The organism is Streptomyces sp. NPDC006435 (genome assembly GCF_040612315.1).
Taxonomy (GTDB): domain Bacteria; phylum Actinomycetota; class Actinomycetes; order Streptomycetales; family Streptomycetaceae; genus Streptomyces.
On the sequence record NZ_JBEXPY010000011.1, the window covers coordinates 75190 to 96379 of the forward strand.

Annotated in this window: 18 protein-coding genes, 1 pseudogene and 1 riboswitch; of the genes and pseudogenes, 12 read left to right on the top strand and 7 right to left on the bottom strand. The window is 71.7% G+C overall.

The features are described 5' to 3' along the window. Positions 1-114: 114 nt before the first annotated feature. The 8 genes and pseudogenes from shc (at position 115) to ABZZ04_RS14280 (ending at position 8544) form a co-directional block, all read left to right on the top strand. Positions 115-2103, top strand: a complete 1989-nt coding sequence (shc, locus tag ABZZ04_RS14245; RefSeq protein WP_356932482.1) for a squalene--hopene cyclase — start codon at positions 115-117, stop codon at positions 2101-2103. Continuing rightward, positions 2103-2762 (top strand): 1-hydroxy-2-methyl-2-butenyl 4-diphosphate reductase, encoded by a 660-nt coding sequence (locus ABZZ04_RS14250; RefSeq protein ID WP_356932483.1) that lies wholly within the window; start codon positions 2103-2105, stop codon positions 2760-2762. Before shc ends, ABZZ04_RS14250 begins: the two co-directional genes overlap by 1 nt. 5 nt (positions 2763-2767) lie before the next feature. Next, on the top strand, positions 2768-3787 hold the full coding sequence (gene hpnH, locus ABZZ04_RS14255) for an adenosyl-hopene transferase HpnH (RefSeq protein ID WP_356932484.1): 1020 nt from the start codon (positions 2768-2770) through the stop codon (positions 3785-3787). Between the two features lie 4 nt (positions 3788-3791). Further along, a pseudogene (locus ABZZ04_RS14260) lies at positions 3792-4295 on the top strand (flavodoxin-dependent (E)-4-hydroxy-3-methylbut-2-enyl-diphosphate synthase); the annotation flags it as partial. 69 nt (positions 4296-4364) lie between these two features. After that, on the top strand, positions 4365-6266 hold the full coding sequence (gene dxs, locus ABZZ04_RS14265; protein ID WP_356932485.1) for a 1-deoxy-D-xylulose-5-phosphate synthase: 1902 nt from the start codon (positions 4365-4367) through the stop codon (positions 6264-6266). After that, a complete protein-coding gene (locus ABZZ04_RS14270) occupies positions 6263-7660 on the top strand; it encodes an aspartate aminotransferase family protein (protein ID WP_356932486.1) in 1398 nt (465 codons plus the stop codon). The genes dxs and ABZZ04_RS14270 overlap by 4 nt, the downstream gene beginning before the upstream one ends. Positions 7661-7734: 74 nt before the next feature. Continuing rightward, the gene (locus ABZZ04_RS14275; RefSeq protein WP_356932487.1) at positions 7735-8343 is read left to right on the top strand and encodes an XRE family transcriptional regulator; all 609 of its coding nucleotides are present in this window, start codon (positions 7735-7737) and stop codon (positions 8341-8343) included. A gap of 33 nt (positions 8344-8376) precedes the next feature. Next, positions 8377-8544 carry a DUF6126 family protein gene (locus tag ABZZ04_RS14280; RefSeq protein WP_177328335.1) on the top strand — a complete coding sequence of 56 codons (168 nt, stop codon included), beginning with the start codon at positions 8377-8379 and terminating at the stop codon, positions 8542-8544. Between the two features lie 88 nt (positions 8545-8632). Here the strand turns inward: ABZZ04_RS14280 and ABZZ04_RS14285 are convergent, their stop codons facing one another. Then, the gene (locus tag ABZZ04_RS14285) at positions 8633-9445 is read right to left on the bottom strand and encodes a tyrosine-protein phosphatase (protein ID WP_356932488.1); all 813 of its coding nucleotides are present in this window, start codon (positions 9443-9445) and stop codon (positions 8633-8635) included. A 224-nt stretch (positions 9446-9669) separates the two neighbouring features. On the opposite strand from ABZZ04_RS14285, the gene ABZZ04_RS14290 reads away from it, so the two are divergent. From ABZZ04_RS14290 to ABZZ04_RS14300, 3 genes are all read left to right on the top strand, one after another. Continuing rightward, positions 9670-11766, top strand: coding sequence for an alpha-galactosidase (locus ABZZ04_RS14290; protein ID WP_356932489.1), 2097 nt, complete (start codon positions 9670-9672; stop codon positions 11764-11766). 296 nt (positions 11767-12062) lie between these two features. Beyond that, positions 12063-12215: riboswitch (cyclic di-AMP (ydaO/yuaA leader) on the top strand. A gap of 3 nt (positions 12216-12218) precedes the next feature. After that, positions 12219-13190, top strand: coding sequence for a peptidoglycan DD-metalloendopeptidase family protein (locus ABZZ04_RS14295; RefSeq protein WP_356932490.1), 972 nt, complete (start codon positions 12219-12221; stop codon positions 13188-13190). A gap of 210 nt (positions 13191-13400) precedes the next feature. Next, on the top strand, positions 13401-14234 hold the full coding sequence (locus ABZZ04_RS14300; RefSeq protein ID WP_356932491.1) for an SGNH/GDSL hydrolase family protein: 834 nt from the start codon (positions 13401-13403) through the stop codon (positions 14232-14234). A gap of 73 nt (positions 14235-14307) precedes the next feature. Here the strand turns inward: ABZZ04_RS14300 and ABZZ04_RS14305 are convergent, their stop codons facing one another. From ABZZ04_RS14305 to ABZZ04_RS14330, 6 genes are all read right to left on the bottom strand, one after another. Beyond that, positions 14308-15186 (bottom strand): STM4011 family radical SAM protein, encoded by an 879-nt coding sequence (locus ABZZ04_RS14305; RefSeq protein WP_356932492.1) that lies wholly within the window; start codon positions 15184-15186, stop codon positions 14308-14310. 8 nt (positions 15187-15194) lie between these two features. Further along, complete coding sequence (locus ABZZ04_RS14310) at positions 15195-16556, bottom strand: STM4012 family radical SAM protein (protein ID WP_356932493.1); 1362 nt, start codon at positions 16554-16556, stop codon at positions 15195-15197. After that, positions 16553-17368, bottom strand: a complete 816-nt coding sequence (locus ABZZ04_RS14315; RefSeq protein ID WP_356932494.1) for an STM4013/SEN3800 family hydrolase — start codon at positions 17366-17368, stop codon at positions 16553-16555. The genes ABZZ04_RS14310 and ABZZ04_RS14315 overlap by 4 nt, the downstream gene beginning before the upstream one ends. 88 nt (positions 17369-17456) lie before the next feature. Further along, on the bottom strand, positions 17457-18611 hold the full coding sequence (locus ABZZ04_RS14320; RefSeq protein ID WP_356932495.1) for an STM4014 family protein: 1155 nt from the start codon (positions 18609-18611) through the stop codon (positions 17457-17459). After that, a complete protein-coding gene (locus ABZZ04_RS14325) occupies positions 18592-19563 on the bottom strand; it encodes an STM4015 family protein (RefSeq protein WP_356932496.1) in 972 nt (323 codons plus the stop codon). The genes ABZZ04_RS14320 and ABZZ04_RS14325 overlap by 20 nt, the downstream gene beginning before the upstream one ends. A 6-nt stretch (positions 19564-19569) precedes the next feature. Continuing rightward, positions 19570-20520 (bottom strand): STM4015 family protein, encoded by a 951-nt coding sequence (locus ABZZ04_RS14330; protein WP_356932497.1) that lies wholly within the window; start codon positions 20518-20520, stop codon positions 19570-19572. Positions 20521-20677: 157 nt separating this feature from the next. Here ABZZ04_RS14330 and ABZZ04_RS14335 point away from each other — a divergent pair, with 157 nt between their 5' ends. Beyond that, positions 20678-21190, top strand: coding sequence for a DUF1877 domain-containing protein (locus ABZZ04_RS14335; protein ID WP_356932498.1), 513 nt, complete (start codon positions 20678-20680; stop codon positions 21188-21190).

Genomic DNA, 21190 nt, shown 5'->3' on the forward strand with positions numbered 1-21190 from the left:
CTCCCCATCTCACCATCTGGTCCATATGACTCGCTGTCGCCGGCGGGGCCCCGGCGGGCACCGGCCGACGGAGACCCCAGCACAGCAGAGGACCGACTGCACGAAGGGGAAGCCATGACAGCGACGACCGACGGAAGCACCGGGGCCGTGAACCCCCGCGCGGCCTCGGCCAGTGAACCGACCGACACAACCATCGCCGCGGACGACGTGCTCGCCGCCGCGCGGCGGGCCGCGGAACGCTCGGTGGAGCACCTCCTCGGCAAGCAGGACGAGCAGGGCTGGTGGAAGGGCGACCTCGCCACCAACGTCACCATGGACGCGGAGGACCTGCTCCTGCGTCAGTTCCTCGGCATCCAGGACCCCGAGACCGTCCGGGCGGCCGGCCTCTTCATCCGCGGCGAACAGCTGGGCAACGGCACCTGGGCCACCTTCCACGGCGGGCCCGGCGAACTCTCCACCACCATCGAGGCGTACGTGGCCCTGCGGCTGGCCGGGGACCGGCCGGACGAACCGCACATGGCCCGCGCCTCGGCCTGGATCAGGGAACAGGGCGGCATCGCGGCCGCCCGCGTCTTCACCCGGATCTGGCTCGCCCTGTTCGGCTGGTGGAAATGGGACGACCTGCCGGAACTCCCGCCCGAGCTGATGTTCTTCCCCAAGTGGGCCCCGCTCAACATCTACGACTTCGGCTGCTGGGCCCGCCAGACCATCGTGCCGCTCACCATCGTCTCGGCGAAGCGGCCGGTGCGCCCCGCCCCGTTCCCGCTCGACGAACTGCACACCGACCCGGCCAACCCGAATCCGCCCAGACGCCCGGCCCCGGCGGCGAGCTGGGACGGCGTCTTCCAGCGCCTGGACCGGGCGCTGCACGTCTACCACCGGTTCGCCCCGCGCAGGCTGCGCCGGATCGCCATGAACGCGGCGTCCCGCTGGATCATCGAACGCCAGGAGAACGACGGCTGCTGGGGCGGCATCCAGCCGCCCGCCGTGTACTCCGTCATCGCCCTGCACCTGCTCGGCTACGACCTGGACCATCCGGTGATGCGGGCCGGACTCGAATCGCTGGACCGGTTCGCGGTCTGGCGCGAGGACGGCGCCCGCATGATCGAGGCATGCCAGTCCCCGGTGTGGGACACCTGCCTCGCCACCATCGCGCTCGCCGACGCCGGGGTCAGCCCCGACCACCCGGCCCTCGTCAAGGCCGCGGACTGGATGCTCGGCGAGGAGATCGTCCGGCCCGGCGACTGGTCGGTGCGCCGGCCCCGGCTCAACCCGGGCGGCTGGGCGTTCGAGTTCCACAACGACAACTACCCGGACATCGACGACACCGCGGAAGTGGTCCTCGCGCTGCGCCGGGTCCGCCACCCCGACCGGGCCCGCGTCGAGGCCGCCATCAGGCGGGGCGTGCGCTGGAACGTCGGGATGCAGTCCCGCAACGGGGCCTGGGGCGCGTTCGACGCGGACAACACCAGCGCCTTCCCCAACCGGCTGCCCTTCTGCGACTTCGGCGAGGTCATCGACCCGCCGTCCGCCGACGTCACCGGACACGTGGTGGAGATGCTCGCCGTCGAAGGGAAGACCGGACACCCCGCGACCCGGCGCGGCGTCGAGTGGCTGCTCGCCGAACAGGAGGCCAACGGCGCCTGGTTCGGCCGGTGGGGCGTCAACTACGTGTACGGGACGGGGTCGGTCGTGCCCGCCCTGGTCGCCGCCGGACTGCCCGTCACGCACCCGGCGGTCCGGCGCGCGGTCCACTGGCTGGAGTCCGTGCAGAACGACGACGGCGGCTGGGGCGAGGACCTGCGCTCGTACCACGAGGACGAGTGGATCGGGCACGGCGCCTCGACCGCCTCCCAGACCGCGTGGGCGCTGCTCGCGCTGCTCGCCGCCGGACGGCGCGACAGCGGGGCCGTGCTGCGGGGGGTGTCCTGGCTGACCGAGACCCAACGGGCCGACGGCTCCTGGGACGAGCCGTACTTCACCGGGACCGGCTTCCCCTGGGACTTCTCCATCAACTACCACCTCTACCGGCAGGTCTTCCCGCTCACCGCCCTCGGGCGGTACGTGTACGGCGAACCGTTCGCCGTCCGCAAGGGGGCCTGATGGGCGACGACCCGGGGCCGTCAGGGCCCGCGGCACCGCTGCTGATCGCCTGCGCGCTGGGCATCGAGCGGTTCGCCCTGCACAGCGGCCGGGGCAGGGCCGGCACGGCCCCCGGCCCCGTCACCGTCCTGCGCACGGGCATGGGCCCCAGGGCCGCCGAGGAGGCCGTGGGCCGGGCGCTGGCCCAAGGCCGCGCGTCCGGTGCGGCGGTCCTGGCCTCCGGGTTCTGCGCCGGACTGTCCCCGGGGATGCACCCCGGGGATTTGGTGGTCGCCGACGAGACCCGGGAAGCCGGGAGCTCGACGGCCTGCACCGCCCCGGGCCTGCTCGCCGAGGCCCTGGCCAGGGCGGTGCCCGGCCGCACCGTCCACACCGGCCCGCTGGCCGGCTCCGCCCATGTCGTACGCGGGCACGAGCGGGCCGGACTGCGGGCCACCGGAGCGATCGCGGCGGACATGGAGTCGGCTGCCACGCTGCGCACCGCCCTGCGGTCCGGGCCACGCCCGGTTGCCGCCGTACGGGTGGTCGTGGATGCTCCGGAGCACGAGCTCGTCCGCATCGGCACGGTGCGCGGTGGAATATCGGCTTTCCGTGTTCTCCGTGCCGTCCTACCGGCTTTCTACGAATGGCACCGATCTTTGTTGCTCCCCAGGAGGTGAGCCAGATGGCCATGCCGCTCCGTCAGACCATCAAGGTTGCGACGTATCTCGCCGAACAGAAGCTCCGCAAGCGGGACAAGTTCCCGCTCATCGTGGAGCTGGAGCCCCTGTTCGCCTGCAATCTCGCGTGCGAGGGCTGTGGGAAGATCCAGCACCCCGCCGGAGTGCTCAAACAGCGCATGCCGGTCGCCCAGGCCGTGGGCGCCGTGCTCGAATCGGGTGCCCCGATGGTCTCCATCGCGGGAGGCGAACCGTTGATGCACCCGCAGATCGACGAGATCGTCCGGCAATTGGTGGCGCGGAAGAAGTACGTCTTCCTCTGCACCAACGCGATGCTGCTGCGGAAGAAGATCGAGAAATTCACCCCCTCCCCGTATTTCGCCTTCGCCGTGCACATCGACGGGCTGCGCGAACGGCACGACGAATCGGTCGCCAAGGAAGGCGTTTTCGACGAGGCGGTGGCGGCGATCAAGGAGGCCAAACGACGCGGCTTCCGGGTCACCACGAATTCCACCTTCTTCAACACCGACACCCCGCAGACCGTCATCGAGGTCCTCAATTACCTCAATGACGAGCTGAAGGTCGACGAGATGATGCTCTCGCCCGCCTACGCCTACGAGAAGGCGCCCGACCAGGAGCACTTCCTGGGCGTCGAGCAGACCCGCGAACTCTTCAAGAAGGCGTTCGCCGGCGGGAACCGCGCCCGCTGGCGGCTGAACCACTCGCCGCTCTTCCTGGACTTCCTGGAGGGCAAGGCGGACTTCCCCTGCACGGCCTGGGCCATCCCGAACTACTCCCTGTTCGGCTGGCAGCGGCCCTGCTACCTGATGAGCGACGGCTACGTGCCGACGTACCGCCAGCTCATCGAGGAGACCGACTGGGACAGGTACGGCCGGGGCAAGGACCCGCGCTGCGACAACTGCATGGCGCACTGCGGCTACGAGCCCACCGCCGTGCTCGCCACCATGGGATCGCTGAAGGAGTCCCTGCGCGCGGCGCGCGAGACGGTCTCCGGGAACCGGTGACGCCATGACCGCCGGAGAGCCGGTCGTACCGGGTCTCCCCGGCCCGTCGGCCCGGCCGCTCGCGATGCGCCGCCCCTCGCGGCGCATCCGGGTCGGGTCGGTTGCGGTGGGCGGGGACGCGCCGGTGCGGGTGAACCCGGGGAACATCAAGCAGTTCGACGACAAGGTCAGGGAGATCGCGCGGGCCGCGGGCGAGGCGGGCACCCCGATCCGGATCGGGGTGAACGCGGGCTCGCTGGACGCGCGGCTGCTGGCCAAGTACGGCAAGGTCACCCCGGAGGCGCTGGTGGAGTCGGCGCTGTGGGAGGCGTCGCTGTTCGAGGAGCACGGCTTCCGGGACATCAAGATCTCCGTGAAGCACAACGACCCGGTGGTGATGGTCAATGCCTACCGGCAGCTGGCCGAGCGCTGCGACTATCCCCTGCACCTGGGCGTGACGGAGGCCGGGCCGGCCTTCCGGGGCACGATCAAGTCGGCGGTGGCCTTCGGCGCGCTGCTGTCGGAGGGCACCGGGACGCCGTCGGGGGCTCCCGCCGTCACCGTGAGCTGAAACGGAACCAGGAGAGGGGGCCCGAGCATGACGATTCTGGAGAACGTCCGGGGGCCGCACGATCTCAAGGCGCTGGACGAAGCAAGACTCGGCGAACTCGCCGAGGACATCAGGAAGTTCCTCATCCAGGCGGTGGCGAGGACCGGCGGCCACCTGGGACCCAACCTCGGCGTGGTGGAGCTGTCCATCGCCCTGCACCGGGTCTTCGACTCGCCCGTGGACCGCATCCTCTGGGACACCGGGCACCAGAGCTACGTGCACAAACTGCTCACCGGACGGCAGGACTTCTCCAAGCTGCGCGGCAAGGGCGGACTGTCCGGATACCCCTGCCGCGAGGAGTCCGCGCACGACGTCATCGAGAACTCCCACGCCTCGACCGTCCTCGGCTGGGCCGACGGCATCGCCAAGGCCAACCAGGTGCTGGGACGCGACGACCACGTCGTGGCCGTCATCGGGGACGGGGCCCTCACCGGCGGGATGGCCTGGGAGGCGCTCAACAACATCGCGGCCGCGCGGGACCGGCCGCTGGTCGTCGTGGTCAACGACAACGAGCGCTCGTACGCCCCCACCATCGGCGGCCTCGCCGACCACCTCGCGACCCTGCGCACCACCGACGGCTACGAACGCTTCCTCTCCTGGGGCAAGGGCGTGCTGCGGCAGACACCGGTCATCGGGCCGCCGCTGTACGAATCGCTGCACGGCGCGAAGAAGGGGTTCAAGGACGCCTTCGCCCCGCAGGGCATGTTCGAGGACCTCGGGCTCAAGTACGTCGGTCCGGTCGACGGGCACGACATCGCGGCCGTCGAGTCCGCCCTGAACCGGGCGAAACGCTTCCACGGCCCGGTGGTGGTGCACTGCATCACCGAGAAGGGCCGCGGCTACCCGCCCGCGCTCCACGACGAGGCCGACCGCTTCCACACCGTCGGCGCGATGGACCCGCTGACCTGCGCGCCGCTCGCCGCTCCCGGCGGGCCGTCCTGGACCTCGGTGTTCGGCGACGAGATCGCCCTGATCGGAGCGGAGCGGCCGGACGTCGTGGCCGTCACCGCGGCGATGCTGGACCCCGTCGGGCTCACCCGGTTCGCCGAGGCGTTCCCCGACCGGATCTGGGACGTCGGCATCGCCGAACAGCACGCCGTCGTCTCCGCGGCGGGGCTCGCCACCGCCGGACTCCACCCGGTCGTCGCCGTCTACGCCACCTTCCTCAACCGGGCCTTCGACCAGTTGCTGATGGACGTCGCGCTGCACGGGTGCGGGGTGACCTTCGTCCTCGACCGGGCCGGGGTCACCGGACCCGACGGACCCTCGCACAACGGGATGTGGGACATGTCCGTGCTCCAGGTCGTGCCCGGACTGCGGATCGCCGCACCGCGCGACGCCGACGAGCTGCGGGCCCAGCTCCGCGAGGCCGTGGCCGTCGACGACGCCCCCACCGTGATCCGGTTCCCCAAGGAGTCGGTGGGGGAGCCGGTCCCGGCGCTCGACCGGATCGGCTCCATGGACGTGCTGCACCGGGCGGACGACCCCGACGTGCTGCTCGTGGCCGTCGGCGCGCTCGCCCCGGTCTGCCTGGGAGCGGCGGACCTGCTGGCCGGCGGCGGCATCCGCTGCACCGTCGTCGACCCGCGCTGGGTCAAACCGGTCGACGGGGAGCTGCCCCCGCTCGCCGCACGCCACCGGCTGGTCGCAGTAGTCGAGGACAACAGCCGGGCAGGGGGCGTCGGCTCCGCGGTCGGGCAGGCGCTGCGGGACGCCGGGGTCGACGTACCGCTGCGGACGTTCGGCATCCCCGAGCAGTTCCTCGCCCACGGCAAGCGTGCCGAGGTACTGGCCGACATCGGGCTCACCCCGGTGGAGATCGCCGGACGGATCAGCGCCGCACTGGCCGCCAGGGAGGCGGCGACGAGTACCGAGGAGAGCGGGGAATGAAGGACGACGACCCCAAGGGCTTCGACCTGGCGCGACTCCTCGCGGAGCGCGGCGCCGAACGCTACGAACTGCACACGAAGCACCTCAACCACCAGCTGCCCCGGATGCTCCGCACCATCGGCTTCGACAAGGTCTACGAGCGGGCCGAGGGCGCGTACTTCTGGGACGCGGACGGCAACGACTACCTCGACATGCTCGCCGGGTTCGGCGTGATGGGGCTCGGCCGGCACCACCCCGTCGTGCGCAAGGCCCTGCACGACGTCCTGGACGCCTCGCTCGCCGACCTCACCCGCTTCGACTGCCAGCCGCTGCCCGGCCTGCTGGCCGAGAAACTGCTCGCGCACAGCCCGCACCTGGACCGGGTGTTCTTCGGCAACAGCGGAACGGAGGCGGTCGAGACGGCCCTGAAGTTCGCCCGCCGCGCCACCGGCAGGCCCAGGATCCTCTACTGCGCACACTCCTTCCACGGGCTGACGACCGGCTCCCTCTCGGTCAACGGCGAGGACGGCTTCCGGGACGGCTTCGCCCCCCTGCTGCCGGACACCGCCATCGGCCTGGGCGACCTCGACGCGCTGCGGCGCGAACTGGGGCGCGGCGACGTGGCGGCGCTGATCGTCGAGCCGGTCCAGGGCAAGGGGGTCCACGCCGCGCCCCCCGGCTTCCTGCGGGAGGCCCAGGAGCTGCTGCACGGACACAAGGCACTGCTCATCGCGGACGAGGTGCAGACCGGCCTCGGCCGGACCGGCGACTTCTACGCGTACCAGCACGAGGAGGGCGTCGAACCCGATCTGGTCTGCGTGGCCAAGGCGCTGTCCGGCGGCTACGTCCCGGTCGGGGCGACCCTCGGCAAGGACTGGATCTTCCGGCGCGTCTACTCGTCGATGGACCGGGTCCTGGTCCACTCCGCGAGCTTCGGCTCCAACGCCCAGGCGATGGCGGCCGGACTCGCCGTCCTCGCGGTGATGGAGGACGAGCGGATCGTCGCCCGCGCGCGCCGCACCGGCGACCTGCTGCGGGAACGGCTGGGCGCGCTGGTCGACCGCTACGAACTGCTGCACGAGGTGCGCGGACGCGGACTGATGATCGGGATCGAGTTCGGCCGGCCGTCGTCACTGAAGCTGCGCAGCCGCTGGACCATGCTGCAGGCGGCCCGCAAAGGACTGTTCGCGCAGATGGTGGTGGTGCCGCTGCTCCGGAAGCACCGCATCCTCACCCAGGTCTCGGGCGACCACATGGAAGTGATCAAGCTGATTCCGCCGCTGGTGATCGGGGAGCCGGAGGTGGACCGGTTCGTCACGGCGTTCACCGAGGTCATGGACGACGCCCACAGCGGCGGCGGACTGATGTGGGACTTCGGCCGGACCCTGGTGAAGCAGGCCGTGGCCAACCGCTGACCGGGGTTCCCGGAAGCTTTTGCCTCGGAGGCAAGAAATTTGCCTCCGAGGCAGGATCCTGGCCCAATGGGAACATGAATCCTCCGGACGGAGGGGTGGCCGACGAGCTGCCCGGAGTCGCACCACGCCTGCGCGATCTGCGCCGCAGCCGCGGTCTCACCCTGGAGACCGCCGCCCAGCGGGCGGGGCTTTCCCCCGCCCATCTCTCCCGGCTCGAAACGGGCCGGCGTCAGCCCTCGCTGCCGATGCTCCTCGGTCTTGCCAGGATCTACGGTACGACGGTCTCCGAGCTGCTCGGCGAGACACCCCCCGAACGCGACGCGATCATCCGCGGCGGAAAGTTCGAGGGGGCCGAGGCCGACGGCTGGTCCTACCAGCAGGCCGGCGGCTCGGGCCGGGCGATGCAGGCCCTCCGGGTCCGGGTTCCCCACGGTGCGCAGGGCGACCTCGTGCGGGTCCACCCGGGCGAGGAGTGGGTGTACGTGCTCGCCGGACACCTGCGCGTCACGCTCGGGGACACCGTGCACGACCTCGCCCCCGGCGACAGCGCGCACTTCGACTCGCTCACCCCGCACCGGCTCGCGGCCCTCGACCGCGACGGCGCGGAGCTGCTCTTCGTCCACACCCTGCTGCAGAGCCCCGCCGCCGAGCTGTGCCTCGGCAGCGGCATCCACCGTCGCTGAGACCGGCCCGGCCGGTCACCAGAGAGGACCGTCATGTCCGATTCGGAGAACTTCGACCCGCTCGGGTCCACGAAGAAGTACGAGGCCCAGGAGCGGAAGTTCCCCCGCGGCGTGGTGATCAGGCTGTTCGCCTATCTCATCGCCGGGCACATCTTCGCGGCCTTCCTCTACCTGCTGTTCGCGGTGGCGGGCAAGGGCTGAACACGCGCCGGGGCGGGCCGGGCACGCGACGCGGCCGACCGGGCGCCGTTTTGGACCGCTCCCGCCCCCGACCGCGCCGCGTTCCCGCTCAGGACTCGTCGAGGAGCCGGTCGCGCAGCCGCTCGCGGGTCCCGTGGGAGAGCTTCAGCCCCTCGGAGAAGTAGCGTTCCGTGCCGCCCCAGGTCTCGTCGATGACGGCGAACGCCGCGGAGAGGTACTCGGCACGGGCGCCGAAGAGCGGATTGAGCAACTCCATCACCTCGTCCGACATGCCCTTCGCCGACGTGTCGCTGCGGCGCACCTTGTAGCGGCGGTGGGCGTCGTTGGACTTCAGGTAGTCGGCCTCGATCTCCTCGCGCCCGACGCCGACGGCCAGCAGCGACACCGCGATCGCCAGCCCGGCCCGGTCCTTGCCCGCCGCGCAGTGCATCAGCGCCGGGACGCTGTCCTCGGCCAGGGCGTGCAGGACCCGGCTGTGCTCGGCGGTCCGGTCCAGGATGATCGACCGGTACGAGGCGATCATCCGGTTCACCCCCTTGCCGTCGCCGAGTATCGCGTGCAGCTGCGGGACGTCGCCGTCCCGGACCACGTGCCAGAACTCCGCCCCGTCGGCCGGGTCGGACAGGGGTATGTTCACGCTCCGCACGCCGGGCAGCTCCACGTCCAGGCCGTCGAGCCGCCGGTCGGTCTCGTTGCGGAAGTCGAAGACGGTGTGCAGACCGAGACCGCCGAGGAAGGCGGCGTCCTCGGCCGTGGCGTGCGCGAGGTGACCGCTGCGGAAGAGCCGCCCGTACCGCACCCGTCGGCCGTCCGCGGCGGGCAGGCCGCCCAGGTCGCGGAAGTTGCGGACGCCCGCCAGTTCGGGTTCCGTCGACGGGATCTGCGGCAACTGCTGGGTCACGGCGCCTCCTGGAGTGTCTGGGACCGGCGCGAGTCGCCGGCAAGGCCAACCCTCGCGACGATACGACATGGGTTCCTCAGGCAATCATCTCGGCCATTTCCTGTCGATACCCGGTGAACTCCCTTGCTCCGGCAGCCAGTCCGACCGGTGAATTGCCCACTGGCCGTTGCCCGGTATCCAGTGATGCTCGATGATGTGCGGAACTGTTGGAATGTGGGGAAGCGATGATCGAGACGGGCAATACGGGCCGGGTCTGGATGCTCACCGGGGCGGACAGCAGTTACGCGCTGCGCCTCACCGAGCGGGACGAGCTGATCCATCTGCACTGGGGGCCGAAGCTCTCCCTCGCGGCGGCCGAGTCCCTGGCCCAGGAGCCGGAGCCGTCCTCCCGGGCCTTCGAGTCCTGGCTCGACGGGCGCGAGGAGTACCCCGTGGAGGGCGGCCCCAGGTTCGCCCGCCCGGCCCTCTCGGTGCGCACCCCGCAGGTCAGGGGCACCGAGTGGTCCTTCGCCGATGCCGTGGTGGACGGGGACGAACTGCGCGTCGGCTTCACCGACGCCGTGCACCGGCTCGCCCTCACGCTGCACTACCGGATGCGGGCGGACTCCGACGTCGTCGAGCGCTGGGCCACCGTCACCCACGCCGGACCGGACGGCCCGCCGCTGGAACTGCTGCGGGCCGACGCGGCCGCCTGGTCGCTGCCCGCCCGCGACGGATGGCGGCTGAGCCGGCTGCACGGGCGCTGGGCGGCGGAGTCGCAGCTCGAACGGGCGGAGCTGATGCACGGCGAGAGCGTCACCTCCAGCAGGCGCGGCCACACCGGCCACCAGCACCTGCCGTGGGTCGCGCTGGACGCCGACGGCACGGCGACCGAGGGGAGCGGGGAGGTGTACGGCTGTGCGCTCGCCTGGTCCGGGTCGTGGCGGATCTGCGTGCAGCGGCTTCCCGACGGGCTCGTGCAGATCACCGGCGGCGCCGGCCACGACGACTCCGGACTGCTGCGGCTCGCCCCGGGGGAGTCGTACACCACACCCGTGTTCGCCGGTCTGTGGAGCGGGCGGGGGTTCGGCGGGGCGAGCCGCGCCTGGCACGCCTGGCAGCTGGCCCATGTGGTCCCGGACGCGGAGAGCCTCCGGCCGGTGCTCTACAACTCCTGGGAGGCGGCCGGCTTCGACGTCTCGCTGGAGCAGCAGCGCGCCCTCGCCGCCCGCGCCGCCGGGGTGGGCGTGGAACTCTTCGTCGTGGACGACGCGTGGTTCGGGCGGCGGACCAGCGACCGGGCCGGGCTCGGCGACTGGACGCCGAATCCGGACCGCTTTCCCGAGGGGCTGAAGCCGCTCGCGGACGAAGTGCACGCACTCGGCATGCAGTTCGGTATCTGGGTCGAACCGGAAATGGTCAACCCGGACAGTGATCTCTATCGTGCGCACCCCGACTGGGTGCAGCACTTCCCGGGCAGGAAGCGGACCGAGTACCGCAATCAGCTGGTGCTGAACCTGGCCCGCGCCGATGTGCGCGAATATCTCCTGGGGCAGCTGGACACCCTGCTCTCCAGCGCGCCCATCGACTATGTGAAATGGGATTTCAACCGCTGTTTCACCGATGCGGGGTGGCCGGGCGAGGAGTATCCGCAGAAGCTCTGGATCGAGCACGTGGACGGCCTGTACGCACTGATCGACCGGCTCGGGGCCGCGCACCCCTCCGTCGCGTTCGAGTCCTGCTCGGGCGGTGGCGGGCGGATCGACCTGGGAATCCTGTCCCGTACGGACCAGGTGTGGACCTCCGACAACACCGACCCGCTGGACCGGCTCGCCATCCAGGAGGGCTTCGGTCAGATTCACCCGGCCCGGGTGATGGCCGCCTGGGTCACCGACAGTCCGAACGTCCAGTTCAACGACAGGGTCAGCTCCCTGCGCTTCCGTTTCGTGAGTGCGATGGCCGGGGTGCTCGGCATCGGCGGGGACCTCGCGAAGTGGAGCGGGGAGGAGCTCGCCGAGGCGCGGGAATGGGTGGATCTGTACAAGGAGATCCGGCCGGTGGTGCAGCACGGCGAGCTGTACCGGCTGCGCCCCCCGGACGGCGGCCTCAGCGCGGTCCAGTACGTCCGCGGCGAGGAGACCGTGGTCCTGATGTGGCTGGAGACCCAGCGCCACCGGGAGCGGCCCCCGGCCCTGCGGCTGCGCGGGATCGACCCCGGGGCCACGTACACCTGCCTGGACACGGGGGCGGTGCACCACGGTTCGGTGCTGCTGCACCGCGGACTGCACACCGGGCTCCGGGGGGATCTCGACGCGCGCGTGCTGAGGCTTCGGAAGGGATGACCTGCGAAGTGTGTCCGTAATGTTCCTTTTGGTGCAACTTGCCCCGGGTGCGGGGGAGATGGTTGCCCGCTCGTGAGCGGGATCATATCCGTGACGGTGTGTGGCGAAGGGGCGGTCGGGAATTCCGTGCGCGGCGCGGAAAGGCATGATCCTTAATCCACGGAGTGTGACCGGAATTCCGCACCGATTTCCCGGGTGCGGAATCCGGGGTGGAACCCATGGCTTGTTCTCGACGTCCCGGCTCGCCTACGGTCACCGTCAATCCGGACGGACCGCCCAATCCTGCCGCCGCCCGGAATTCACATCCACTGATCGCGTGGCAGGAGCGGGGGAACCAGGTAAGCCGCCGACCGGTATCCGGTCGGCTAGGGGTGAAGTCGCGTTCGCGCGGCCGGGCATCTCCAGCCCGAACCCGACAGCTCACCTCGCAGGCGCCGGAGAGGAAACACTTCATGCCCATATCGGGTAAGCACCGTCGTCCCAAGGCCGGCCCCATCGCCCGCGGCGTCGTCGCGGCGAGCGCCGGCGGCGCCGTCATCGCGCTCCCGCTGCTCGGCGCCACCGGCGCCCACGCCGCGGAGCAGGCCGCCCCGGCCGTCGTGCCGCAGAAGGCCCCCGTCACCACCACGCACGCCCAGCCGGTCGCGCAGAAGCAGGCTCCCGCCACCACGACGTACTCCGTCGTCACCGGCGACTACCTGGCGAAGATCGCCGCCGAGTACAAGGTCCAGGGCGGCTGGCAGAAGCTGTACCAGGACAACCGCCAGATCGTCGGCGAGAACCCCGGCCTGATCTTCCCGGGCATGAAGCTGACCCTCGGCGGCAAGGCGTCCGCCGGCGCCGCGTCCACCGGCACGGGCACCGGCTCCTCCCTCCCGTCGAAGGCCCCCTCGGCGCCGTCGGTCGCGAAGAAGTCGGCCCCGGCCCAGGCCGCCCCGGCCGAGTCGGCCCCGGTCAAGTCCGCGCCCGTCGCCGAGTCCAAGGCCGCGACCTCCGCCCCGGCCGCCCAGAGCACCGGCTCCGGCTACGTCCACCCGGTTCCCGGCAACCACACCACCAACTACCGGGCCTCCGGATCCAACTGGTCCAGCGGCAGCCACAGCGGGATCGACTTCCCCGTCTCCACCGGCACCAGTGTGAAGGCCATCACCTCCGGCACCGTCGTCACCGCCGGCTGGGGCGGCGCGTACGGCAACCAGGTCGTCATCAAGCACGCCGACGGCCGCTACTCGCAGTACGGCCACATGTCCTCCCTCTCCGTCTCGGCGGGTCAGAGCGTGAGCGCCGGGCAGCAGGTCGGCCTCTCCGGCTCCACCGGCAACTCCACCGGTCCGCACCTGCACTTCGAGGTCCGCACGGGTCCGGCGTACGGCTCGGACATCGACCCGATCGCCTACCTGGCCTCGCACGGCATCTACGTCTGATCCGTACGGATCCACGTCCGATCCGCACGGCCGGGAAACCGGACGGCGGAATCCGACCCCGGCGACATGGAAGGGGCGGTGCGCGGCGGCGCACCGCCCCTTCGGCGTATTCCCCCTTTGCCAAAAACTGACCGGGTGGTCTATCTCACCTCCCGTCAACCCCATATTACGGTCGCGTAGGTCACATTCAGCGGTGCAGGATAAGCGCTTGTGGCAGACGATTCGAGAAAAAATCAACGTGGCGTCATCAACCGAAATGGTGTCATCGGGTCGTACGCGGCGATCGGCGACAGCTTCACCGAAGGGGTCGGCGACCCGGGGCCGGACGGGGCCTTCGTCGGCTGGGCGGACCGGTTCGCGGTACTCCTCGCGGACCAGCTCCCGGACACCGGACCGGACGCGGATCCCCACGGGGACTTCAGGTACGCCAACCTCGCCGTACGCGGACGCCTCCTCGACCAGATCGTCGAGGAGCAGGTGCCGCGCGCCAAGGAACTCGCCCCCGACCTGGTGAGCTTCTGCGCGGGCGGCAACGACATCATCCGCCCCGGCACCGACCCCGACGACGTGGCCGAGCGCTTCGAGCGCGCGGTCGCCGACCTGAGCGGATCGGTCGGGACGGTCATGATCACCACCGGCTTCGACACCCGTGGCGTCCCCGTGCTGCGCCATCTGCGCGGCAAGATCGCCACGTACAACGCCCATGTGCGGGCCGTCGCGGACCGCTACGGGTGCCCGGTCCTCGACCTGTGGTCGCTGCGGTCCGTCCAGGACCGGCGCGCCTGGGACGACGACCGGCTCCACCTCTCGCCCGAGGGACACACCAGGGTCGCGCTGCGCGCCGCCCAGGTCCTCGGCATGGAGGTGCCGGCCGACCCCGACCAGGAATGGCCCCCGCAGGCCCAGCGCGGCACGCTCGAAGTGCGGCGCGACGACATCCACTGGGCGCGCGAGTACCTGGTGCCGTGGATCGGACGGCGGCTGCGCGGAGAGTCCTCCGGCGACCACGTCGAAGCGAAGCGGCCGGACCTGCTGCCGCTCTAGGGATGCTTCCCACCGGGCGCCGGACGGAGCGGACGGCCCGGACCCGGCCGTGCGACGGACGGATCCGGGCCTCTCAGGCCCGTCCGAGGAGGGACGGCGGCGACGCCGCCGGTATCCGCTCCAGCACCCCGCCCGCGAAGACGTCGTACAGCGGCAGCGTCTCCAGGTGCACGTACCCGATGTGGCAGTCGCAGACCGCCAGCGGGCAGGCCCGCGGCCCGAGCGCCCGCCGGTAGCTCCCGTCGTAGAGGTTGCCGAGCTCCGCCGGCACGAAGTGGCAGCGCCGCACCGTGCCCTCCCCGTCCACCGAGACGACCGACTCACCGGTCCGGCAGGGCAGCCCCGCCGACCGGTGCGGGTGCCGGCTGTAGGGGAAGAGCGGGTCGACGGCCGTCCAGCGGTCCGCCTCCTCGTCCGTGTAGGTGTGGCCCTCCGCCGCGTTCACCCACAGGTAGACCTCGTCCGGCAGCGCGGCCCGCAGCCGCCGCGCCTCCGCCAGGTGCTCGTCGAGCCCGACGATCCCGACGCTGTGCCGGACGCCCATCGCGGTCAGCTCCCGGCACTTGCCGAGGAACCTCTCGTACGGCGTCTGCCCCGGGTGGTACGTGCACCAGAGCGCGATCTTCCCGAGCCCGGCCCCGCCCGCCTCGGCCAGCCACCCCGTACGACTGCTGAGATTGGTCTGGATCGCGACCCGGCGGATGTGCGGCAACTGCGCCAGCTCGACCAGCGCACGGCGGTACCAGGAGCGGACCAGTCCCTCGCCCCACGGCGTGAACAGCACCGAGAGCCGGTCACCGGTCTGCGCCGCGGCCCACGCCGTGAACCGCTCCAGCGCGGCACGGTCGGCGCGCAGCTGCTCCCGGCTGTCGCGCCGCTTGGCGAACGGGCAGTACGGGCAGTCGTAGTCGCACGAGGAGAGCGGGCCGCGGTAGAGGATGGTCAGGTCCATGGGCGCGCTCACTTCAATTCGTACGCGGCCATCGCGGCCCGTACACCGGGGGAGAAGAGCTCGGGGCCCAGGGCGTCGGAGTGGGCCAGGCCCTCGGGGGAGAGCCGCAGCAGCCCGGCGCCGCCGGCCGGCGCGTCGAGCCAGCCGCGAGCCTCGAAACGGGCCAGTTCGGCGGGGAAGTCGTCGGCGGGCGAGGTGCCGAACCGCTCACGGTAGTCGTCGACCCGCAGCCCCTCGGCCTGGAGGACCGACTGCAGGAGATGACGGCGGCGGGCCTCGTCGCCGTCGACGTACCGGCCGACCTCGGCGCGCGAGAAGTCCTCCGTGGCGGTGTAGCCGTCGATGATCGCCCGCACCTCCCGCATCTCCACCGCGTAGTCGAAGGAGTAGTGCAGCTTCGTGGTGTACGAGCGGGCCCCGCACCCCAGGCCGATCATCCCGTCGGTCTGGCAGGCGTAGTCGTCCGGGCCGTCCGTGCGCGGGGCGTCGGCACGGCGGAACATCCGCATCGAGACCTGCTCGTACCCGTGGGCGAGGAGGTGGTCCCGGCCCGCGCGGTACAGCCGCAGCCGCTGCTCGTCCCAGGCCGCTTCCGCCGCCTCGCCGTCGGCGCCGAGCCGCCCCAGACCGGTCAGCGGACGCACGTACAGCGGGTAAAGGTACAGCTCCTCCGGCCGCCAGCCGAGCGCCGCGTCCAGCGAGGTGCGCCAGCTGGCCTCGGTCTGGCCGTCGATGCCGTAGATCAGGTCGATGTTGAGGATCGGGACCCCGGCGTCGCGGATCCGGTCGAGCGCCGCCTCCACGTCGGCCCGGTGCTGCGGGCGCACGGCGGCACGCGCCTCGGCCTCTACGAAGCTCTGCACCCCGATGCTGATCCTGGTCGCGCCCCGGTCGGCCAGGACGGCCAGCCGGTCGGCGGTCGCGGTCGACGGAGACGTCTCGACCGACAGCGGGACGGAGCGCAGATCGGCTCCCATCCGCTTCTCCGCGATGTCGCAGAGCCGGTCCAGCTCCGCCGCGGTCAGGAACGTGGGCGTGCCCCCGCCGAACGCGGCCGCCGCGAAACGCACCGGCTCGGCGTCACCCAGCGCCTCCCGGACGGCCGTGGCCTGCCGGTCCAGCGCATCGAGATAACGGGTCGTCAGCTCGTCGGGGGCGCCGATCCTGGTGAAGAGGTTGCAGAAGCCGCAGCGGACCTCGCAGAAGGGTATGTGGAGATAGAGCGAGAGCGCGTCCCTGCGCTCGCCCGCCCACAGCTCGCGCAGCTCCGGCCGGTCGGTGAGCGGCCGGTAGGCGGTCTTGTGCGGGTAGGCGTAGACGTAGCTCCGGTACGGGCGGACGGCCGGTACGGCGGTCGTGGTGCGGTTCATGGTGCGATGGCCCCCGGTTCCAGGAAGAAGTGCGCGTACGGAACGGTCCAGACGGACTCGTGCCCGAGCCGGTGACCGGTGTAGCCGTCGTCCCCGTACGCCGTGCCGTGGTCGGAGCACACGATGGCGAAGCAGCGGCGACGGCTGCTCGCCGCGGCGAAGAGCCGGCCGATGTGGGCGTCGACGTACTCCAGGGCGGCGGCGTGGGTGGCGCGGGAGTCGCCCGCCTCACGGGTGGCTCCCGGCCGGTGGAACCAGTTGGGCTGGTGCAGGGCGGACACGTTCACGAAGAGGAACAGCCGCTGCTCGGGCGGGAGTTCCGCCACGACCTGCTCGGCGCGGGCCACCTGCGCCTCGAAGGAGGTGGGCGAGGCCACGCCGAACTCCGGCTCCCAGTGGCTCTCCTGGAACATGTCCGGCAGCACGGAACCGAGCGGCGGCTGCCGGTTGAAGAAACCGACACCCCCGATGCACACCGTGCGGTAGCCCACGTCGGCGAGGGCGGACATCAGGTCCGGCCGGTCGAAGACGAAGGTGCCCGACGCGGTCGACTCGCTGCCGGCGAAACGCGCCGCGAACAGCCGGGGATGCGGTCCGGGGCCGGCCGGAGTCGGCAGGAAGCCCGCGAAGATCGCCTGGTGGGAGGCGTAGGTGAAACTGCCCGGCGCATGGCGCTTCTCCCAGACCCCGCCCGGCAGGTGGCGCGCCAGGTTCGGGATGCGCCCCGCGGCGGCGAGCTCCACCGCCACGTCGTGGCGCAACGTGTCGAGGGTGACGAGCAGCAGATCGTGACTGCCCACGATCCCGCTCATGTCCGGTTCGCCCGTGCCCGGTCCGTTCGTGTCCGGTTGATTTGCGTCAGGGGCCGGGGCGGGGGCGTCCGCGGGAGCGGGCGCGGTGTCAGGCGGTGGCGGTTGCACGGTGGTTCCTTGCTCTGTTCTGTACGGCGGCGACCTGTGCCGCGTAGGTGTCCAGTCCCTCGGCGCCGCTGCCGGGCAGTCCCGTCAGCCGCGGCAGCAGGTCGCCGAAGGCGTTGACCTCCCCGACGGCGAAGCGCCGCCAGTCGGTCGAGGGCAGCAGATCGACGCCCACGCACAGCGTGTCCGGGAAACACGCCGCCGCCCGCTCGCACACGGCCAGGGCGTCGGCCCAGCTGCCGCCCGCGGCAGCGACGGCCGCACGGACCTCGTCGAGGCTTCCGCGTTCGCCGCCGAGGTGAAGATTGGTCATGGGGGAGGTGCTGGTGCGCACGACGGCATGGGTGGCCCTGCCCGCCACCACCACGACCCGCAGGTCCGTCGCCCGGCCGCGCCGGGTCGCCTTGGGCAGCCAGCGCTCGACGTGCAGCCCGTCGGGCGCCAGCGCGTCGACGATCGCGGCGACCTCCGGTTCCGTCGTGCAGCGGCGCACCCGCAACGAGTTGAACAGCCGGCCGGACGCGTCCCGCTCCACCGAGGTGGTGGCCCTGATCCGGCCGGGCCCGGCCGTCTCCACGGCCAGGACCCCCGACGCGGACGAACCGTGCGCGAGCTTCACGAAGACCCGGGGCGTGCCCAGGGCAGCCATCCGCTCGCGCACGTCCGCCCAGTCCCGCACCACCGGCGCCGCGGCGCCCGACGTCGGCGACGCCGGGACGGGCACACCGGCACCGTCCAGCACGGCATGGCAGAGCCGCTTGTCGAACAGCACCGCGGCCTCGTCGGGATCGTCGAGCAGTACGGCCCCGGCGGCGTCCGCCGCCCGCGCCACCGCCCGGACGGCCCCGGTGAACCGGGCGTACCAGAGCGCGGTCCCCTCGACCCTGGTCGGATCGTCTACCGCCCTGAGCAGCCGCTCCACCTCGGCGTCCTCGCCGGGCGAGTCCATCCGCACGGTCTCGCCCGGGCGGAAGGCCGCCGCGCCGCGCAGGACGTCCAGCCAGGGCACGACGCGCGCCGCCGGCAGCCCGGCGGCACGCACGGCGTCCTGGAAGAACGCGACCCGGCGGTTGCCGGGCACACCCACGACGGCGAAGCGCGGCGCCGGGCCGACCGCGCTATTCGCTGACGGCGACATAGCGGTGCTCGTCCTCTTCCGGGTCCCAGTACTCGGCCTCGTCGATCTCGGTGTTCACCCGGTCGGGCCCCAGCAGGTCCCGCAGGCGGTCCACCAGCGGGTCGCCGATGTAGTGGTGGTGCAGATCCAGCGAGGCCAGATGGGTGAGGGGCTGGCCCGAGAGCAGTGCCTGGGCCCCCTCGTCGCCCAGGGTGCCCATCGCGAGGGAGAGCGACTCCAGCCGGGCGACGACCGGCGCGGAGGCGACCGCCGCCGCGATCTCGTCCTGGATCTCGCTGTTCTGCAGCCCCAGATGGCGCAGGGCCGGGAACGCCGCCCCGGACAGCAGCGGAGCGAGGTCCGCGACCGTGGCGTCGCCGCCGTACTCGGTGACGCCGAGCCAGAGTTCGAGCCGCTCCAGCGCGGGCAGCTCCGACGCCCCCACTGCCCGCACGACCCCGGCCGGAAGCCCGCCGGACTCGAACCGCAGCGACTTGAGCGCCGGATGCCGAACCGGCCGCAGGGCGAGGACCTCCCGGTCGCCGACCGGCTCGCCGCAGCCGCGCACCGTCAGCTCCTCCAGCTGCCCGAACGCCTCGACCACCGGGGTGATGTCGCACATCTCGAGCCACGACAGCTCGCACTCCTCACCGACCACATCGGCGAGGTAGAGCGCCCGCAGGGCCGGGAACCGGTCCGCGTGGCCGGCCAGCAGCTCGACGACGGGGGCGAAGCTCTCGTATTCCTCCTGCCACCAGGGGCCGATCAGCAGGGCCCGCACCCGCGTCGTGTCGACCGTGTCGACGAAGTGCTGCCACAGCGCGCCGAAGGTCAGCTCGTCCTGCCAGGCGCTCTCCAGCCGCCACGCCACCGAGCCGGCGTCCGGGAGAGGGACGTCGGAGGCCCGGTCAGGGCCGGGCAGGGTGAGGACGGGCAGGCCGTGGAACGTTTCGGGGTGGCCGATGTCCGACACCGCGCATCACTCCGCGACCGAGGTGTAGCGGCCCTCGACGCCGCGGTCGCCCCAGGGCTCGTTGCGTTCCGACACGTCGACCCGCACGCCGTGCGGTTCCAGCGCCTCCGTGACCCGACGCTCCATCGGCTCGGTCATGAAGTGGTGGTGCAGGTCGAGCCGTTCGAGATGGGTGAGGGGCTGGCCCTCCAGCAGCGCCGCCGCGCCCTCGTCGCCCAGCGTGCCGTTGGACAGGTCGAGGACCCGGAGCTGCGCGACGACCGGGGCACTGGCGACCGCCGAGGCGATCTCGTTCTGCAACTCGCTGTTGCGCAGGCCGAGATGGGTGAGCCGGGGGAAGCGGGTGCCGGAGAGCAGCGGGGCCAGGTCCGCCACATCGGCGTCGCCGCCGTACGCGGACACGCCGAGCCAGAGGTCGAGCCGCTCCAGCGCGGGCAGCTCACTGTCCAGGATGCCGCGGATCACCTCGACCGGCAGACCACCGGTCTCGATGGTCAGCGCGCTCAGCCGCTCGTGCTTGGAGGGCGTGAAGACCAGTTCCGAACCACCGCGCACCCCCAGCTCGGCCAGCTCGGGGAAGGCCTTGAGCAGCGCCGTGACGTCCGACTGCTCGATCCAGGAGATCTCGCTCTCCTCCATGATCAGGTCGCCGACGAAGACGGCCCGCAGCGAGGTGAACCGGTCGGCGGCGGCGATGACCAGGTCGATCGGGTAGGACGACTTCTCCTCGTACGACTCGCCCCACTGGCCGATGACCAGAGCCCGCACCCCGGCCGGATCGACCGTCCGCAGAAACTTCTCGAACGCCTCTTCCCAGGTCGTTTCCTCCTCGTACGGCTCGACCGAGATGCGCCAGGCTGCCGCGTCGGCGGCCTGCACGGGCACTTCCTCCGCCGTGTGCTGGAACTGGACGACGGGAAGGCCGAAAAACTCGTGCAGATGGTCCACACCGGACATGACCCTGAGCTCCTGGTACTGGGGGACGACTGATGTCCCCAAGGTTTATCAAGTCACACTGACAACGGCACGGCCGGGACCGCCCACGACGGGGCGACCGGGGCCGGACGGGCGGCGTCGCGGTTCCGGCCACCGGCGGTCCGCGATACTTCGACGCATGGCGCTGACGCAGCAACTCGCACGGGTGTCCCCGCAGTACCTGGCCCGGTGCCGCGCAGCCGCGGAAGCGGCACCGGACGGCAACCCCGACTGGGACCCGCCCGCGGAGGACACGGTGGATCTTGACTGGGCGGTTCGGGGCTTGATCCGGTTCTGTCGGTACATGCGTGTCGAGGGGCCGTGCGTCCAGGTCCTCGAACGGAGCGTCTCGGGAGATCCGGGTGGCGTCGAGTTCCTCGACCATCCCGCGGTCCATGACGGTTTCGGCTCCCCTCCGGCCCTGCTCACCCCTGCGGCAGTGGCCGACGTGGCCCGCGGACTGGCCGCTCCGGATGTCGGCGAAGTGCTCGGCCGCCTGCCCGCGGACCCGTCGGGAGCCGCCGGGGCATGCGGATTCCGGGGATTCGACGGGCACCCGCGCGAGTACCTCGTCGAGCATTTCGGGCTGCTGCAGAACTTCTACCTCGTGGCCGCTCGACGGGGGATGGCAGTTCTGGCCTGGACGGACTGA